This window comes from Caballeronia terrestris, from assembly GCF_001544515.1.
Lineage (GTDB): Bacteria > Pseudomonadota > Gammaproteobacteria > Burkholderiales > Burkholderiaceae > Caballeronia > Caballeronia terrestris.
On the sequence record NZ_FCOL02000022.1, the window covers coordinates 21,093 to 35,872 of the forward strand.

The 14,780-nt window shown below is 58.1% G+C and carries 29 protein-coding genes; all 29 read left to right on the top strand.

The window, feature by feature from the left end; all coding sequences use genetic code 11:
- Nucleotides 1-134: 134 nt before the first annotated feature.
- Complete coding sequence (rpsJ, locus tag AWB67_RS18965) at nucleotides 135-446, top strand: 30S ribosomal protein S10 (RefSeq protein ID WP_006998489.1); 312 nt, start codon at nucleotides 135-137, stop codon at nucleotides 444-446.
- A gap of 199 nt (nucleotides 447-645) precedes the next feature.
- The gene (gene rplC, locus AWB67_RS18970) at nucleotides 646-1,305 is read left to right on the top strand and encodes a 50S ribosomal protein L3 (RefSeq protein WP_087657865.1); all 660 of its coding nucleotides are present in this window, start codon (nucleotides 646-648) and stop codon (nucleotides 1,303-1,305) included.
- Complete coding sequence (gene rplD, locus AWB67_RS18975) at nucleotides 1,305-1,925, top strand: 50S ribosomal protein L4 (protein WP_087644071.1); 621 nt, start codon at nucleotides 1,305-1,307, stop codon at nucleotides 1,923-1,925. Before rplC ends, rplD begins: the two co-directional genes overlap by 1 nt.
- Nucleotides 1,922-2,236, top strand: coding sequence for a 50S ribosomal protein L23 (gene rplW / locus AWB67_RS18980; protein ID WP_060858186.1), 315 nt, complete (start codon nucleotides 1,922-1,924; stop codon nucleotides 2,234-2,236). The genes rplD and rplW overlap by 4 nt, the downstream gene beginning before the upstream one ends.
- Nucleotides 2,237-2,238: 2 nt before the next feature.
- A complete protein-coding gene (rplB, locus tag AWB67_RS18985) occupies nucleotides 2,239-3,066 on the top strand; it encodes a 50S ribosomal protein L2 (protein WP_087657791.1) in 828 nt (275 codons plus the stop codon).
- Nucleotides 3,067-3,076: 10 nt separating this feature from the next.
- Nucleotides 3,077-3,352, top strand: coding sequence for a 30S ribosomal protein S19 (gene rpsS / locus AWB67_RS18990; protein WP_035554748.1), 276 nt, complete (start codon nucleotides 3,077-3,079; stop codon nucleotides 3,350-3,352).
- 12 nt (nucleotides 3,353-3,364) lie between these two features.
- Entirely contained in the window at nucleotides 3,365-3,694 is a 330-nt protein-coding gene (gene rplV / locus AWB67_RS18995) for a 50S ribosomal protein L22 (RefSeq protein WP_087632570.1), read from the top strand.
- Nucleotides 3,695-3,705: 11 nt separating this feature from the next.
- Nucleotides 3,706-4,503, top strand: coding sequence for a 30S ribosomal protein S3 (gene rpsC / locus AWB67_RS19000; protein ID WP_087657792.1), 798 nt, complete (start codon nucleotides 3,706-3,708; stop codon nucleotides 4,501-4,503).
- A gap of 2 nt (nucleotides 4,504-4,505) precedes the next feature.
- Nucleotides 4,506-4,922, top strand: coding sequence for a 50S ribosomal protein L16 (gene rplP, locus AWB67_RS19005; RefSeq protein ID WP_031361576.1), 417 nt, complete (start codon nucleotides 4,506-4,508; stop codon nucleotides 4,920-4,922).
- 10 nt (nucleotides 4,923-4,932) lie between these two features.
- Complete coding sequence (rpmC, locus tag AWB67_RS19010) at nucleotides 4,933-5,127, top strand: 50S ribosomal protein L29 (RefSeq protein ID WP_035933103.1); 195 nt, start codon at nucleotides 4,933-4,935, stop codon at nucleotides 5,125-5,127.
- Nucleotides 5,124-5,396, top strand: a complete 273-nt coding sequence (gene rpsQ, locus AWB67_RS19015) for a 30S ribosomal protein S17 (protein WP_008343854.1) — start codon at nucleotides 5,124-5,126, stop codon at nucleotides 5,394-5,396. The genes rpmC and rpsQ overlap by 4 nt, the downstream gene beginning before the upstream one ends.
- A gap of 288 nt (nucleotides 5,397-5,684) precedes the next feature.
- Entirely contained in the window at nucleotides 5,685-6,053 is a 369-nt protein-coding gene (rplN, locus tag AWB67_RS19020; RefSeq protein ID WP_006052212.1) for a 50S ribosomal protein L14, read from the top strand.
- A 9-nt stretch (nucleotides 6,054-6,062) separates the two neighbouring features.
- Nucleotides 6,063-6,371, top strand: a complete 309-nt coding sequence (gene rplX / locus AWB67_RS19025; RefSeq protein WP_062638156.1) for a 50S ribosomal protein L24 — start codon at nucleotides 6,063-6,065, stop codon at nucleotides 6,369-6,371.
- Between the two features lie 14 nt (nucleotides 6,372-6,385).
- Nucleotides 6,386-6,925, top strand: coding sequence for a 50S ribosomal protein L5 (gene rplE, locus AWB67_RS19030; RefSeq protein ID WP_035933066.1), 540 nt, complete (start codon nucleotides 6,386-6,388; stop codon nucleotides 6,923-6,925).
- A gap of 7 nt (nucleotides 6,926-6,932) precedes the next feature.
- Nucleotides 6,933-7,238 (top strand): 30S ribosomal protein S14, encoded by a 306-nt coding sequence (gene rpsN / locus AWB67_RS19035; protein WP_087657793.1) that lies wholly within the window; start codon nucleotides 6,933-6,935, stop codon nucleotides 7,236-7,238.
- Between the two features lie 14 nt (nucleotides 7,239-7,252).
- Entirely contained in the window at nucleotides 7,253-7,648 is a 396-nt protein-coding gene (gene rpsH / locus AWB67_RS19040; protein WP_031361569.1) for a 30S ribosomal protein S8, read from the top strand.
- 17 nt (nucleotides 7,649-7,665) lie between these two features.
- Complete coding sequence (gene rplF / locus AWB67_RS19045; protein WP_087657794.1) at nucleotides 7,666-8,199, top strand: 50S ribosomal protein L6; 534 nt, start codon at nucleotides 7,666-7,668, stop codon at nucleotides 8,197-8,199.
- A 12-nt stretch (nucleotides 8,200-8,211) separates the two neighbouring features.
- On the top strand, nucleotides 8,212-8,577 hold the full coding sequence (rplR, locus tag AWB67_RS19050) for a 50S ribosomal protein L18 (RefSeq protein ID WP_087657795.1): 366 nt from the start codon (nucleotides 8,212-8,214) through the stop codon (nucleotides 8,575-8,577).
- 14 nt (nucleotides 8,578-8,591) lie between these two features.
- Entirely contained in the window at nucleotides 8,592-9,110 is a 519-nt protein-coding gene (rpsE, locus tag AWB67_RS19055; protein WP_031361566.1) for a 30S ribosomal protein S5, read from the top strand.
- A gap of 14 nt (nucleotides 9,111-9,124) precedes the next feature.
- Nucleotides 9,125-9,307 (top strand): 50S ribosomal protein L30, encoded by a 183-nt coding sequence (gene rpmD, locus AWB67_RS19060; protein WP_035933051.1) that lies wholly within the window; start codon nucleotides 9,125-9,127, stop codon nucleotides 9,305-9,307.
- Between the two features lie 30 nt (nucleotides 9,308-9,337).
- Nucleotides 9,338-9,772 (top strand): 50S ribosomal protein L15, encoded by a 435-nt coding sequence (gene rplO / locus AWB67_RS19065; RefSeq protein WP_035933048.1) that lies wholly within the window; start codon nucleotides 9,338-9,340, stop codon nucleotides 9,770-9,772.
- Between the two features lie 41 nt (nucleotides 9,773-9,813).
- On the top strand, nucleotides 9,814-11,160 hold the full coding sequence (secY, locus tag AWB67_RS19070) for a preprotein translocase subunit SecY (protein WP_087657796.1): 1,347 nt from the start codon (nucleotides 9,814-9,816) through the stop codon (nucleotides 11,158-11,160).
- A 9-nt stretch (nucleotides 11,161-11,169) separates the two neighbouring features.
- On the top strand, nucleotides 11,170-11,388 hold the full coding sequence (infA, locus tag AWB67_RS19075) for a translation initiation factor IF-1 (RefSeq protein WP_004521905.1): 219 nt from the start codon (nucleotides 11,170-11,172) through the stop codon (nucleotides 11,386-11,388).
- A 20-nt stretch (nucleotides 11,389-11,408) separates the two neighbouring features.
- The gene (rpmJ, locus tag AWB67_RS19080) at nucleotides 11,409-11,525 is read left to right on the top strand and encodes a 50S ribosomal protein L36 (protein WP_004199844.1); all 117 of its coding nucleotides are present in this window, start codon (nucleotides 11,409-11,411) and stop codon (nucleotides 11,523-11,525) included.
- A 42-nt stretch (nucleotides 11,526-11,567) separates the two neighbouring features.
- The gene (gene rpsM, locus AWB67_RS19085) at nucleotides 11,568-11,933 is read left to right on the top strand and encodes a 30S ribosomal protein S13 (RefSeq protein WP_087657797.1); all 366 of its coding nucleotides are present in this window, start codon (nucleotides 11,568-11,570) and stop codon (nucleotides 11,931-11,933) included.
- Between the two features lie 28 nt (nucleotides 11,934-11,961).
- A complete protein-coding gene (rpsK, locus tag AWB67_RS19090) occupies nucleotides 11,962-12,366 on the top strand; it encodes a 30S ribosomal protein S11 (RefSeq protein WP_006052224.1) in 405 nt (134 codons plus the stop codon).
- Nucleotides 12,367-12,510: 144 nt separating this feature from the next.
- A complete protein-coding gene (rpsD, locus tag AWB67_RS19095) occupies nucleotides 12,511-13,134 on the top strand; it encodes a 30S ribosomal protein S4 (protein ID WP_087657798.1) in 624 nt (207 codons plus the stop codon).
- A 124-nt stretch (nucleotides 13,135-13,258) separates the two neighbouring features.
- A complete protein-coding gene (locus AWB67_RS19100) occupies nucleotides 13,259-14,236 on the top strand; it encodes a DNA-directed RNA polymerase subunit alpha (protein ID WP_040050462.1) in 978 nt (325 codons plus the stop codon).
- A 142-nt stretch (nucleotides 14,237-14,378) separates the two neighbouring features.
- The gene (gene rplQ, locus AWB67_RS19105) at nucleotides 14,379-14,774 is read left to right on the top strand and encodes a 50S ribosomal protein L17 (RefSeq protein WP_087657799.1); all 396 of its coding nucleotides are present in this window, start codon (nucleotides 14,379-14,381) and stop codon (nucleotides 14,772-14,774) included.
- Nucleotides 14,775-14,780: the final 6 nt, after the last annotated feature.

Consider the following 14,780-nt stretch of genomic DNA (forward strand, 5'->3'; position numbering starts at 1 on the left):
AAGCCTTGCCTGTAGTTGATGTAAAGAAGTAACGTGCCCGGGGCCGGGCGTCCTCCCTCAGCGGATTCCCGGCCTCACGCTCTTTTACCAAATCGGCGGCGCAATACCGCCTCGCTCTTTTTCAAGGAATCGTCATGCAGAACCAGAAAATCCGCATTCGCCTGAAGGCTTTCGACTATCGTCTGATCGATCAATCGGCGGCTGAAATCGTCGATACCGCGAAGCGGACTGGCGCAATTGTTCGTGGTCCGGTGCCGCTGCCGACCCGCATCCAACGCTTTGACATCCTGCGTTCGCCGCACGTCAACAAGACGTCGCGCGATCAGCTCGAAATTCGTACGCACCAACGCCTGATGGACATCGTCGATCCGACGGACAAGACCGTCGACGCGCTGATGAAGCTCGACTTGCCGGCTGGCGTCGACGTCGAAATCAAGTTGCAGTAAGGTAGTAAATCGACGCCTGGCGAGCCTGGCGACGCTAAGTCTTTGATTGCTTGCGGAAAACGAAAAGCCTTGCTATACTTCAAGGCTTTTCGCGCATTTGCGCAAAAAAGCTGGCTCGAATTCACGCGTTTCAGCGGATTTTGAGGCCGGCATTTTGTAAATCAGCCCCGACCAATCGCAGTTGGGAATGGAGAAAACGATGAGCCTTGGACTCGTAGGTCGCAAGGTTGGCATGACCCGTATCTTTACGCCTGAAGGGGACTCAATTCCCGTCACCGTACTGGACGTGTCGGACAACCGCGTGACGCAGATCAAGACCGTTGAAACGGATGGTTATACCGCCGTTCAGGTTGCATTCGGCGCTCGCCGCGCATCGCGCGTGACGAAGCCGCTGGCAGGTCACCTTGCCAAAGCCGGTGTTCAAGCCGGTGAAGTCCTCAAAGAATTTCAAATCGATGCCGCGAAGGCTGCCGAGTTGTCGAGCGGCGCCGTGATCGGTACGGATCTTTTCGAAGTTGGCCAGAAAGTCGACGTGCAAGGCGTGTCGATCGGTAAGGGCTACGCCGGTACCATCAAGCGCTACAACTTCGCATCGGGCCGCGCATCGCACGGTAACTCGCGTTCGCACAACGTCCCGGGTTCGATCGGTATGGCGCAGGATCCGGGTCGTGTTTTCCCGGGTAAGCGCATGACCGGTCACATGGGTGACGACACGGTTACCGTGCAAAACCTCGTAATCGCTCGCATCGACGCTGACCGCAACCTGTTGCTGGTTCGTGGCGCCGTTCCGGGTGCCAAAGGCGGCAAAGTGTTCGTGACGCCGGCAATCAAGGCGCGCGCTGTGAAAGGAGCGAAATAATGGAACTTAAGCTCCTGAATGCCAATGGTCAGGAAGGCGCAGGCGTGAACGCATCGGACGTCGTGTTCGGTCGCGATTACAACGAAGCCCTGATTCATCAGGTCGTCGTGGCTTATCAAGCCAACGCACGCAGCGGTAACCGCGCGCAGAAGGACCGTGAGCAAGTCAAGCACACGACCAAGAAGCCGTGGCGTCAAAAGGGTACGGGCCGCGCTCGTGCCGGTATGTCGTCGAGCCCGTTGTGGCGCGGCGGTGGTCGTATCTTCCCGAATTCGCCGGAAGAAAACTTTTCGCACAAGGTCAACAAAAAGATGCATCGCGCAGGTCTCTGCTCGATCTTCTCGCAGCTGGCCCGCGAAGGCCGCATCTCGGTTGTCGACGAGCTCACGCTCGAAGCGCCGAAGACCAAGCTGTTGGCCGAGAAATTCAAGGCGATGGGTCTCGAGTCTGTGTTGGTCATTACCGATACGGTCGACGAAAACCTGTACCTCGCGTCGCGCAACCTCGCCCATGTGGCAGTTGTCGAGCCGCGTTACGCCGACCCGCTCTCGTTGATCTACTTCAAGAAGATCCTGATTACGAAGGCTGCGGTCGCCCAGATCGAGGAGTTGCTGTCATGAGCGAGATTCGCAAGAACGACCATCGTTTGATGCAGGTCCTGCTCGCGCCGGTGGTCTCCGAAAAGGCGACGCTGGTGGCCGACAAGAACGAGCAAGTTGTGTTCGAAGTCGCGCCCGATGCCACGAAGCAGGAAGTGAAGGCTGCCGTCGAGCTGCTGTTCAAGGTGGAAGTCAATTCCGTCAACGTGCTGGTCACGAAGGGCAAAGCCAAGCGCTTTGGCCGGTTCATGGGCAAGCGCAAGGACGTGAAGAAGGCGTATGTCTGCTTGAAGCCCGGCCAGGAAATCAACTTTGAAGCGGAGGCCAAGTAATCATGGCAATCGTAAAAGTTAAGCCGACATCGCCGGGTCGCCGCGCGATGGTCAAGGTGGTGAACAAGGACCTGTACAAGGGCAAGCCGCACGCAGCGCTGCTCGACTCGCAGTCCGTCACAGCTGGCCGTAACAACAACGGCCGTATCACGACCCGTCATAAGGGTGGTGGTCACAAGCAACATTACCGCCTCGTCGATTTTCGTCGCAACAAGGACGGCATTCCGGCAAAGGTCGAGCGTCTCGAGTACGACCCGAACCGTAGCGCGAACATCGCGCTGGTTCTGTACGCGGATGGCGAGCGCAAGTACATCATCGCTCCGAAGGGCGTGACGGTTGGTCAGCAGTTGCTGTCGGGTTCGGAAGCTCCGATCCGTGCAGGCAACACGCTGCCGATCCGTAACATCCCGGTCGGTACGACGATTCACTGCATCGAAATGCTGCCGGGCAAGGGCGCGCAGATCGCGCGATCGGCTGGTACGTCGGCGATGCTGCTGGCTCGCGAGGGCACGTACGCGCAGGTTCGCCTGCGTTCGGGCGAAATCCGCCGCGTGCACATCGAGTGCCGCGCGACGATTGGTGAAGTGGGCAACGAAGAGCATAGCCTCCGTCAAATCGGTAAGGCTGGCGCGAACCGCTGGCGCGGTATCCGCCCGACGGTGCGTGGCGTTGCGATGAACCCGGTCGATCACCCGCACGGTGGTGGTGAAGGTAAGACGGCAGCAGGTCGCGATCCGGTCAGCCCGTGGGGCACGCCGGCCAAGGGTTATCGCACCCGCAGCAACAAGCGCACGACGACGATGATCGTTCAGCGCCGTCACAAGCGCTAAGGAGTAGGCAATGGCACGTTCTGTTAAAAAAGGTCCGTTCTGCGACGCCCATTTGCTGAAGAAAGTTGAGGCGGCTGCAGCTTCGCGTGACAAGAAGCCGATCAAAACCTGGTCGCGTCGTTCGACGATTCTCCCGGATTTCATCGGTCTGACGATTGCCGTGCATAACGGCCGTCAACACGTTCCGGTGTATGTGTCGGAAAACATGGTCGGCCACAAACTTGGCGAGTTCGCATTGACCCGTACGTTCAAGGGTCATGCAGCCGACAAGAAGGCCAAGAAATAAGGGGCTATCAAGATGGAAGTAAAAGCTATTCATCGCGGTGCCCGCATCTCGGCGCAGAAAACGCGCCTTGTGGCTGACCAGATCCGTGGTTTGCCGGTCGACAAGGCGCTGAACGTTCTGACGTTCTCGCCGAAGAAGGCGGCGGGTATCGTCAAGAAGGTCGTGTTGTCTGCGATCGCAAATGCGGAGCACAACGAAGGCGCTGATATCGACGAGCTCAAGATCACGAGCATCATGGTCGACAAGGCTGCGTCGCTGAAGCGTTTCACCGCGCGCGCTAAAGGCCGCGGTAACCGCATCGAGAAGCAATCGTGTCACATCACTGTGACGGTCGGGAATTAAGGAGCCATACGATGGGACAGAAAATTCATCCGACAGGCTTCCGCTTGGCCGTCAGCCGTAATTGGGCTTCGCGTTGGTACGCGAATAACAACAATTTCGCGTCGATGCTGCAGGAAGACATCGGTGTTCGTGAATACCTGAAGAAGAAGCTGAAGAACGCTTCGGTTGGTCGGGTCGTCATCGAGCGTCCGGCGAAGAACGCGCGCATCACGATTTACAGCTCGCGTCCTGGTGTTGTCATCGGTAAGAAGGGCGAGGACATCGAACTGTTGAAGTCGGAACTCCAGAAGCGCATGGGCGTTCCGGTTCACGTCAACATCGAAGAAATCCGCAAACCGGAAACCGACGCGCAACTTATCGCCGATTCGATCACGCAACAGCTCGAGCGCCGGATCATGTTCCGCCGTGCGATGAAGCGTGCGATGCAAAACGCGATGCGTCTGGGTGCCCAAGGCATCAAGATCATGAGCGCCGGCCGTTTGAACGGTATTGAAATCGCCCGTACCGAGTGGTATCGCGAAGGTCGCGTGCCCCTCCATACGCTGCGCGCCGATATCGACTACGCAACGTCGGAAGCGAAGACCACGTACGGCATCATCGGCGTGAAGGTATGGGTCTACAAGGGCGACACGCTGGGCCGTAACGATGCACCGGTGGTCGAAGAAGTGGCCGAAGACAAGCGTCCGCGCCGTAACGCACGTCCGGGTGGCGATCGCCGTCCGCGTCGCGATGGTGAAGGTGGCGGTCCGGCAGGTGCACGCCGTGGCGCCCCCCGTCGTGCTGGCGGTGACGGGAAGACTGGAGAATAACGATGCTGCAACCGAAACGCAGAAAGTATCGCAAAGAGCAGAAGGGTCGTAACACCGGTAAGGCGACGCGCGGCAACGCCGTGTCGTTCGGTGAATACGGCCTGAAGGCCATCGGTCGTGGCCGTTTGACCGCGCGCCAAATCGAAGCGGCACGTCGTGCAATGACGCGTCACATCAAGCGCGGCGGCCGTATCTGGATCCGCATTTTCCCGGACAAGCCGATCTCGCAAAAGCCGGCTGAAGTACGGATGGGTAACGGTAAGGGTAACCCTGAGTACTACGTCGCAGAGATTCAACCGGGCAAGATGCTGTACGAAATGGACGGTGTTACCGAGGAACTGGCACGTGAAGCGTTCCGTCTGGCTGCAGCGAAGCTGCCGCTCAAGACGTACTTCGTCTCGCGCCAGCTCGGCGCCTAAGGAGTGAATGATGAAGGCTTCTGAACTTCACCAGAAAGACCAGGCCGCGCTCAACAAAGAGCTGACGGACCTGCTGAAGGCGCAATTCGGCCTGCGCATGCAACTCGCGACGCAGCAGCTCACGAACACGAGCCAGCTGAAGAAGGTTCGTCGCGACATCGCACGTGTGCGGACCGTCCTGACTGAGAAGGCGAACCAGAAATGAACGATAGCGTAAAAACCTCGCTCAAGCGGACGCTGGTCGGCAAGGTCGTCAGCAACAAGATGGACAAGACGGTCACCGTGCTGGTCGAGCACCGTGTGAAGCATCCGATCTACGGCAAGTACGTCGTGCGCTCGAAGAAGTATCACGCGCATGACGACGCGAACACGTACAACGAAGGCGATCTCGTTGAAATTCAGGAAACGCGTCCGATTTCGAAGACGAAGGCCTGGGTTGTGTCAAAGCTGGTTGAAGCGGCTCGCGTGATCTAACCGGCAAATGCGGTAAAAGTAGTATCGCAGTAACTTTCGCTTGCAAGACCGAGGTTGTGAGTTATAATCTCGGTCTTCCCTCTTTGTGGGAGCCCCGTCGCGGGCGAAGTTGGTGGGGGAAGCCGGTCCGGGCGCCATGCCTGTGCCGACAGATTCACCGGATTGCGATGGCGGGTTTCGTCTGCCCTCGCTGCCTGTTCTAACCCAAGCAGCCGATTGGCTGACGGGACCAAGACTGACCGGATGCGCCATGGTGGTGCACTCGGATTAAGTTGGGAAAGATAAACCATGATCCAGACCGAAACTCGGCTTGAAGTGGCCGACAACACGGGTGCGCGTGAAGTCATGTGCATCAAGGTGCTCGGCGGCTCGAAGCGTCGTTACGCTAGCATTGGCGACATCATCAAGGTGACCGTCAAGGAAGCAACGCCGCGCGGACGCGTGAAGAAGGGCGAAATCTACAACGCTGTGGTCGTTCGTACGGCCAAGGGCGTGCGCCGCCAGGACGGCTCGCTGATCAAGTTCGACGGCAATGCCGCCGTTCTTTTGAACGCGAAGCTGGAGCCCATCGGCACGCGTATTTTCGGGCCGGTCACGCGTGAACTGCGTAGCGAACGATTCATGAAGATCGTTTCGCTCGCGCCCGAAGTGCTGTAAGGAGTCGCGATGAACAAGATTCGCAAGGGTGACGAAGTGATCGTCATCACCGGCAAGGACAAAGGCAAGCGCGGTGTCGTGCTGGCCGTTGGGGAAGATCGTGTGACGGTCGAGGGTATTAACCTCGTCAAGAAGCACGTGAAGCCAAACCCGATGAAGGGTACGACGGGCGGTGTGGAAGCCAAAACGATGCCGCTGCATATTTCGAACGTCGCATTGGTCGACGCGAATGGCAAGGCGTCGCGAGTGGGCATCAAGGTCGAAGGCGACAAGAAGGTTCGCTTCTTGAAGTCGACGGGCGCCACGCTCAACGCCTGACGCGGAGTTAAAAAATGGCTCGTCTGCAAGAATTTTATAAAGAGAAAGTTGTACCCGGCCTCGTCGAGAAGTTCGGTTACAAGTCCATCATGGAAGTGCCGCGCATCACCAAGATCACCCTGAACATGGGTCTTGGCGAAGCCGTCGCCGACAAGAAGATCATCGAAAACGCCGTTGGCGACCTGACGAAGATTGCCGGCCAAAAGCCGGTCATCACGAAAGCGCGCAAGGCAATCGCTGGCTTCAAGATTCGTCAAGGTTATCCGATCGGCGCGATGGTTACGCTGCGCGGTCAGGCCATGTACGAATTCCTGGACCGTTTCGTGACGGTTGCGCTCCCCCGCGTGCGTGACTTCCGTGGCGTGTCGGGTCGTGCGTTCGATGGTCGCGGCAACTACAACATCGGTGTGAAAGAGCAGATCATTTTCCCCGAAATCGACTACGACAAGATCGACGCGCTGCGTGGGCTGAACATCAGCATCACGACGACTGCGAAGACTGACGACGAAGCAAAGGCACTGCTCGCCAGCTTCAAGTTCCCGTTCAGAAACTGAGGTTACCGTGGCTAAACTGGCACTGATCGAACGTGAAAAGAAGCGTGCACGCCTCGCAGCCAAGTACGCTCCCAAGCGCGCTGAACTGAAGGCCGTCATCGAAGACGCGAGCAAGTCCGACGAAGAGAAATACCTAGCTCGTCTGGCGCTGCAACAACTGCCCCGCAACTCGAACCCCACTCGCAAGCGTAACCGCTGCGCGATCACGGGTCGTCCGCGTGGCACGTTCCGCAAATTCGGACTTGCACGCAGCAAGATTCGTGAAATCGCGTTCCGCGGCGAAATCCCTGGCCTGACCAAGGCGAGCTGGTAATAGGAGAAACGTAAATGAGCATGAGTGATCCTATCGCCGATATGCTGACTCGCATCCGCAACGCGCAGATGGTCGAGAAGGTTTCGGTGACAATGCCCTCGTCAAAAGTCAAGGTTGCGATTGCGCAGGTTTTGAAGGACGAAGGTTATATCGACGATTTCGCAGTGAAGTCCGAAGGTGCGAAGTCGGAATTGAACATCGCGTTGAAGTACTACGCTGGCCGTCCGGTGATCGAGCGCATTGAACGCGTTTCGAAGCCTGGTCTGCGTGTGTACCGCGGTCGCAACGACATTCCGGTGGTCATGAATGGCCTCGGCGTTGCAATCGTGTCAACGCCTCAAGGTGTGATGACTGATCGCAAGGCGCGCCAGACGGGCGTCGGCGGTGAAGTCCTCTGCTACGTCGCTTAACCGAAAAGGAGAAGAACATGTCTCGAGTAGGTAAGAGCCCGATCGCGCTGCCGCAAGGCGCGGAAGTGGCCTTGAGCGGCGACGTCATCACCGTTAAGGGACCGCTGGGTACGATTTCGCGAGCAGCCAATCGGCTCGTGAAGGTGGAAAACGATAACGGCACGCTCAATTTCGCACCGACTGATGAAAGTCGTGAAGCGAATGCGATGTCCGGCACGATGCGCGCACTGGTTGCGAACATGGTGAACGGCGTGACGAAGGGTTTCGAGCGCAAGCTGACGCTGGTTGGCGTCGGTTATCGCGCACAGGCGCAAGGCGACAAGCTGAACCTGTCGCTGGGTTTCTCGCACCCTGTGGTGCACCAGATGCCGGAAGGCGTCAAGGCTGAAACCCCGACGCAAACCGAAATCGTGATCAAGGGGATCGACAAGCAGCAAGTTGGCCAGGTCGCTGCGGAAGTTCGCGGCTACCGTCCGCCGGAGCCCTACAAGGGCAAAGGTGTGCGCTACGCTGGCGAAGTCGTCATCCTCAAAGAAACGAAGAAGAAGTAAGGGTGCGCAATCATGGATAAGACTCAATCTCGCCTGCGCCGCGCTCGTCAAACGCGTGTCAAGATCTCTGAGCTTCAGGTCGCGCGTCTGGCTGTGCATCGCACGAACACGCATATCTATGCGCAAGTGTTCTCGCCGTGCGGCACTAAGGTGCTGGCAAGCGCGTCGACGCTCGAAGCCGAAGTTCGCGCCGAACTGGCCGACAAGTCGGGCAAGGGCGGCAACGTCAATGCTGCGACCGTTGTCGGCAAGCGTATTGCTGAAAAGGCCAAGGCCGCCGGCGTCGAATCCGTCGCCTTTGATCGTTCGGGTTTCCGTTACCACGGCCGCGTGAAAGCGCTGGCTGATGCGGCGCGCGAAGCCGGACTCAAGTTCTAAGGGAAGAATTCGTCATGGCAAAGATGCAAGCGAATGTGAAGGCTGAAGAACGCGACGACGGCCTGCGCGAAAAGATGATCGCGGTCAACCGCGTGACCAAGGTGGTGAAGGGCGGCCGGATTCTCGGTTTCGCCGCGCTGACCGTGGTTGGCGACGGTGACGGCCGCATCGGTATGGGCAAAGGCAAAGCGAAGGAAGTTCCGGTTGCCGTTCAAAAAGCAATGGAACAGGCCCGCCGCAACATGTTCAAGGTGCCGCTCAAGAACGGTACGCTGCAACACGAAGTGCACGGTAAGCACGGCGCATCCGCAGTCCTCCTCGCCCCGGCGAAGGACGGTACGGGCGTGATCGCTGGCGGCCCGATGCGTGCAGTGTTCGACGTAATGGGCGTGCAAAACGTGGTGGCGAAGAGCCACGGCTCGACGAACCCGTACAACCTCGTTCGTGCAACGCTCGACGGTCTGCGCAAGCAATCGACCCCGGGTGATATCGCGGCGAAGCGCGGCAAGTCCGTCGAAGATATTTTGGGCTAAGCCTCGAGGTCACCATGTCTGATAAAACTGTCAAGGTTCAGCTCGTCAAGAGCCTGATTGGGACCCGCGAATCGCATCGTGCAACGGTGCGTGGCCTGGGCCTGCGCCGACTCAACTCGGTCAGCGAATTGCAGGATACACCGGCAGTTCGCGGGATGATCAACAAGGTTTCGTACCTTGTGAAAGTCATCAACTGAGCGGCTGACTAGGGATTCAAGGAGTTGAATATGGATTTGAATAACCTGAAGCCGGCAGAAGGCGCAAAGCATGCAAAGCGTCGCGTCGGTCGCGGTATCGGCTCCGGCCTCGGCAAGACCGCAGGTCGCGGTCACAAGGGTCAAAAGTCGCGTTCGGGCGGTTTCCACAAAGTCGGCTTCGAAGGCGGTCAGATGCCTTTGCAACGTCGTCTGCCGAAGCGTGGCTTCACCTCGCTGACGAAGGAATTCGTCGGTGAAGTGCGCCTGTCGGATCTGGAAAAGCTGCCGGTCGACGAAATCGATTTGCTGGCACTGAAGCAAGCGGGGCTGGTCGGCGAGCTCATCAAGAGCGCGAAGATCATCAAGACCGGCGAGCTGACGCGCAAGATCACGGTGAAGGGCCTCGGTGCTACCAAGGGCGCCCGTGCTGCAATCGAAGCCGCTGGCGGCTCGTTCGCCGAGTAACGCGCTTTACGCGTTACTCGCACTAGCATCGGAGAAGGTTCTTGGCTAACAGCCCGAGTCTCGCAAAACCCGGTCGAAGCGCGGCGAAGTTCGGCGATCTGCGCCGGCGGGCAGTGTTTCTGCTGCTGGCGCTGATTGTTTACCGTGTCGGTGCGCATATTCCGGTGCCGGGTATCGACCCGGACCAACTGGCGAAGCTGTTCCAAAGCCAGTCGGGCGGCATCCTTGGCATGTTCAACATGTTCTCGGGTGGCGCACTATCGCGGTTCACGATTTTTGCGCTGGGCATCATGCCCTACATTTCGGCGTCGATCATCATGCAGTTGATGTCGATCGTGTCGCCGCAAATGGAGGCGCTGAAGAAGGAAGGGCAGGCGGGGCAACGCAAGATCACGCAGTACACGCGGATCTTCACGGTGGTTCTCGCGACGTTTCAGGCTTTCGGTATCGCAGTCGCGCTGGAAAATCAGCCGGGGCTGGTTCTTGACCCTGGCATGGTCTTTCGTTTGACGACGGTCGTCACGCTGGTGACGGGCACGATGTTCCTGATGTGGCTGGGTGAGCAAATCACGGAACGCGGTCTCGGTAACGGCATTTCGATCATCATCTTCGGCGGCATCGCGGCGGGTTTCCCGAATGCGATTGGTGGTCTGTTCGAACTTGTTCGCACCGGCTCGATGAGCATCATTTCGGCGATCATCATCGTGATGTTGATTGCGGCGGTCACGTATCTAGTCGTGTTCATCGAACGCGGTCAGCGCAAGATTCTCGTGAACTACGCCAAGCGCCAGGTCGGTAACAAGATTTACGGCGGCCAGTCTTCGCACTTGCCGTTGAAGCTGAACATGTCGGGTGTGATTCCGCCGATTTTCGCATCGTCGATCATCCTCTTCCCGGCGACCATCCTGAACTGGTTCAGTTCGGGTACGCGGACCGGTTGGTTCGCAAACACGCTGCACAACCTGGCCGAGGCCCTGAAGCCTGGTCAACCCGTGTACGTGTTGCTGTATGCGTTGGCGATCGTTTTCTTCTGTTTTTTCTACACCGCGTTGGTGTTCAACAGCAGAGAGACGGCCGACAACTTGAAGAAGAGCGGTGCTTTCGTTCCTGGAATCCGTCCGGGCGACCAGACCGCACGGTATATCGACCGCATCCTCACGCGTCTGACGCTGGCCGGTGCGATCTACATCGTGTTTGTGTGCTTGCTGCCTGAGTTTTTGGTATTGCGCTGGAACGTGCCGTTTTATTTTGGTGGAACGTCGCTGCTGATCATTGTCGTCGTCACGATGGACTTCATGTCGCAGGTGCAGTCGTACGTTATGTCGCAACAGTATGAGTCGCTGCTTAAGAAGGCCAACTTCAAGGGCGGCAACGTCCCGATGCGCTAATTAAGGACTATGGCCAAAGACGATGTAATCCAGATGCAGGGTGAGGTGATTGAAAACCTTCCCAATGCTACTTTCCGGGTGAAATTGGAAAACGGCCATGTGGTTCTCGGGCATATTTCAGGGAAGATGCGGATGCACTACATTCGTATTCTTCCGGGCGACAAGGTTACGGTTGAGTTGACGCCTTACGATCTGTCTCGTGCGCGGATCGTGTTCCGGGCGAAGTGATTTGAAAAAAGGGTAATATCATGAAAGTGATGGCATCGGTTAAGCGCATTTGCCGCAATTGCAAGATCATCAAGCGCAAGGGCGTTGTGCGCGTGATTTGCAGCTCTGATCCGCGCCACAAACAGCGTCAAGGCTGAACGCCGCGCTTTTTGCTTGCGCTTTTTGTTTGAGGAAAAACAATGGCTCGTATCGCAGGGGTTAACATCCCGAATCACCAGCATACCGAAATCGGCCTGACGGCTATCTTCGGTGTCGGCCGCACGCGTGCTCGCGACATCTGCGTTGCTTCTGGTGTGGAATTTTCGAAGAAGGTCAAGGACCTCACCGACGCAGACCTCGAAAAGCTGCGTGACGAAGTGGGTAAGTTCATCGTCGAAGGCGACCTGCGTCGTGAAGTGACGATGAATATCAAGCGCCTGATGGACTTGGGCTGCTACCGTGGCGTGCGCCATCGCAAGGGCTTGCCCATGCGCGGCCAGCGCACGCGCACGAACGCCCGTACGCGCAAGGGTCCGCGTCGTGCAGCGCAATCGCTGAAGAAGTAAGCGGAACTGACAGTTACAGGAAAACGTAATGGCTAAGGCTTCGAACAACTCCGCGGCGCAACGCGTTCGCAAGAAGGTCAAGAAGAACGTCGCCGAGGGCGTGGTTCACGTTCACGCGTCGTTCAACAACACCATCATCACGATCACCGATCGTCAAGGCAACGCGCTTGCCTGGGCAACGTCGGGCGGCCAAGGCTTCAAGGGCTCGCGCAAGTCGACACCGTTTGCAGCTCAGGTCGCAGCCGAATCGGCTGGCCGCGTGGCGATGGAATACGGCGTGAAGAACCTCGAAGTGCGGATCAAGGGCCCCGGTCCTGGTCGCGAATCGGCGGTGCGCGCGTTGCATGGTCTTGGTATCAAGATCACCGCGATCTCCGACGTGACGCCGGTCCCGCACAACGGCTGCCGTCCGCCGAAGCGTCGTCGTATCTGAGACGTCGCTGCCGCAAACTTCCTGCTGGTGCTCACGCGCCGGCGGGTTGCTTGCGTTATGAATTTGACTAAGCCCACCGTTCGGCCCAGAGGGTTCGGACTAGCGCGGATGCAAGTCCGCGTGATCAATTTTTAAGGATGCAAAGTGGCACGCTATACCGGTCCTAAAGCAAAGCTGTCCCGCCGTGAAGGCACTGACCTTTTCCTGAAGAGCGCACGCCGTTCGCTCGCCGACAAGTGCAAGCTCGATAGCAAGCCGGGCCAGCACGGCCGCACGTCGGGTGCTCGTACGTCCGACTACGGCACGCAGTTGCGCGAAAAGCAAAAAGTAAAACGCATCTACGGTGTACTCGAGCGCCAGTTCCGCCGTTACTTCGCCGAAGCCGATCGTCGCAAGGGCCCGACGGGTGAAAACCTGCTGCAATTGCTCGAATCGCGTCTCGACAACGTCGTGTATCGCATGGGCTTCGGCTCGACGCGCGCAGAAGCACGTCAGTTGGTGGGCCACAAGTCGATCACGGTCAACGGCCAAGTCGCGAACATTCCTTCGCTGCAAGTGAAGGCAGGCGACGTGGTTGCCGTGCGTGAACAGTCGAAGAAGCAAGCTCGGATCCTCGAAGCGCTCTCGCTGGCCGAGCAAGGCGGCATGCCGCAATGGGTTGCGGTCGACGCCAAGAAGTTCGAAGGCACGTTCAAGGCAATGCCGGAGCGCAGCGACATCGCTGGCGACATCAACGAAAGCCTGATCGTCGAATTGTATTCGCGGTAATCGGATTGGCGGCCGGGGGACCCTGATTGCCGAAGGCAAGGGGTTACCTCGGCTGTTTATTTTCGGGTTGTCACCGGTCAGCCTTATCGGCGTAACGAGCCGAGGGTATTGAAAAGGAAAACCTATGCAAACCAGTTTGTTGAAGCCCAAGATTATTGCGGTTGAATCGCTTGGCGAGAGCCACGCGAAAGTGGTCATGGAACCGTTCGAACGCGGTTACGGCCACACCTTGGGTAACGCGCTTCGGCGCGTGCTGCTGTCGTCGATGGTGGGCTACGCGCCGACCGAAGTGACGATCGCAGGCGTCGTGCACGAGTATTCGACGCTCGACGGTGTGCAAGAGGATGTGGTCAACCTGCTTTTGAACCTGAAGGGCGTCGTTTTCAAGCTGCACAATCGTGACGAGGTGACTGTCACGCTGCGCAAGGAAGGCGAAGGCGTCGTGACGGCCGGCGATATCGAACTCGCGCATGATTGCGAAGTCATCAACCCGGACCACGTGATTGCCCATCTGTCGAAGGGCGGCAAGCTCGACGTTCAGATCAAGATCGAAAAGGGCCGCGGCTATGTGCCGGGCAACGTGCGTCGTTATGGCGAAGAGTCGGCCAAGATCATCGGCCGGATCGTGCTGGATGCGTCGTTCTCGCCGGTTCGCCGCGTGAGCTATGCCGTGGAAAGCGCGCGTGTCGAACAGCGTACCGATCTCGACAAGCTCGTCATGAACATCGAAACCAACGGCGTAATTTCGCCCGAGGAAGCGATCCGTCAATCGGCGCGTATTCTGGTCGATCAGTTGTCGGTCTTCGCTGCACTGGAAGGCACCGAAGCAGCGGCGGAAGCGCCGTCGCGCGCGCCGCAGATCGACCCGATCCTGCTGCGTCCGGTGGATGATCTGGAACTCACGGTTCGCTCGGCGAACTGCCTGAAGGCCGAGAACATCTACTACATCGGCGACCTGATCCAGCGCACCGAGAACGAATTGCTGAAGACGCCGAACCTGGGTCGCAAGTCGTTGAACGAAATCAAGGAAGTGCTGGCTTCGCGCGGTCTGACGCTCGGCATGAAACTCGAAAACTGGCCGCCGGCTGGTCTCGACAAGTAAGCAGGACGTGGTAAGCGTATCTGGTCAAGACGCGGATTCTCCCTTAAAATCCGCGTCTTGCCTTTTTCTCGACCGGCCCGTGCGTTCGTCGGAACGTAATAGAAGAGCTGGATCAAAACTCAAAGTCATTTAGGAACTGAAAATGCGCCATAAACATGGTCTGCGGAAACTGAACCGCACGAGCAGCCACCGTCTGGCTATGCTCCGTAACATGTCCAACTCGCTGATCGAGCACGAAGTCATCAAGACGACGCTGCCGAAGGCTAAAGAACTCCGCAAAGTCGTCGAGCCGCTGATCACGCTCGGCAAGAAGCCGTCGCTGGCAAATCGTCGTCTGGCGTTCAACCGCCTGCGCGATCGCGATTCCGTCGCGAAGCTGTTTGACGTGCTCGGCCCGCGCTACGCTAGCCGTCCGGGTGGCTACCTGAGCATCCTGAAGTTCGGTTTCCGCGTTGGCGATAACGCTCCGATGGCGCTCGTCCAACTGATGGACCGTCCGGAAGTCGCTGAATCGGACGACGTCCAAGAAGCTGAATAAGCGCGC